Source organism: Arhodomonas sp. KWT, from assembly GCF_010993615.1.
In genome coordinates this window covers 1-727 of record NZ_WNXE01000846.1, presented here as the reverse complement: position 1 = coordinate 727, position 727 = coordinate 1, and the positions used below count along the sequence as shown (strand labels likewise).

1 protein-coding gene and 1 pseudogene are annotated in these 727 nt (G+C 68.0%); both read right to left on the bottom strand.

What is annotated here, in order from left to right:
* A partial coding sequence (metW, locus tag G7A99_RS22830; protein WP_163144318.1) for a methionine biosynthesis protein MetW occupies positions 1-503 on the bottom strand: 503 nt, incomplete at its 3' end.
* 5 nt (positions 504-508) lie between these two features.
* Positions 509-727: pseudogene (metX, locus tag G7A99_RS22825) on the bottom strand (homoserine O-acetyltransferase); the annotation flags it as partial.

Sequence of the window (727 nt, the reverse complement as noted above, 5' to 3'; positions counted from 1 at the left end):
GTGCTGCGCTCGATGATGTCGATGTGCCGTTCCGTGCACAGCGCCTCGAAGTCGTGGAGCGTGCACAGGTGGATGTTCGGGGTGTCGTACCACGTGTAGCTCAGCGCACCGCTCATGGGCATGCGGCCGAAGAAGCCGAGGTAGCCGCGCAGTCGCCAGTGGCCGAAGTTGGGAAAGGTAACGATCCCCTCCCGGCCGACCCGCAGCATCTCCTCGAGGAGGCGGTCGGGGCGGCGCACCGACTGCAGCGTCTGGGTCATGACGACGTAGTCGAAGGAGTCCGCGTCGAAGTCAGAGAGGCCGCGGTCGAGGTCGCGCTGGATGACGTTGACGCCGCGCTCGACGCAGTGGGTGATCTTCTCCGGGTCGATCTCCAGGCCGTAGCCCGTCACCCCCCGGGTGGCGGCCAGGCGCGCGAGCAACGAGCCGTCGCCGCAGCCGAGGTCGAGCACGCGGCTGTCGGGGGCGATCCAGTCGGCAACCAGCTGGAGGTCGTTTCGCAGCGCGTTCATGCCCCGATCTCCCGGGCGATGCGGCCCATGTAGCCGGCGAAGACGTCGCGGTACTGCGGGATAGGCATGAGGAAGGCGTCGTGGCCGTGGTCCGCCTCAATCTCGGAGTAGCTGACGTCCTTGTTGCCGTCGAGCAGTGCGCGCACGATCTCCAGCGAGCGCGCCGGCGGGAAGCGCCAGTCGCTGGTGAACGCCAGCACCAGGAAGCGTGCCTG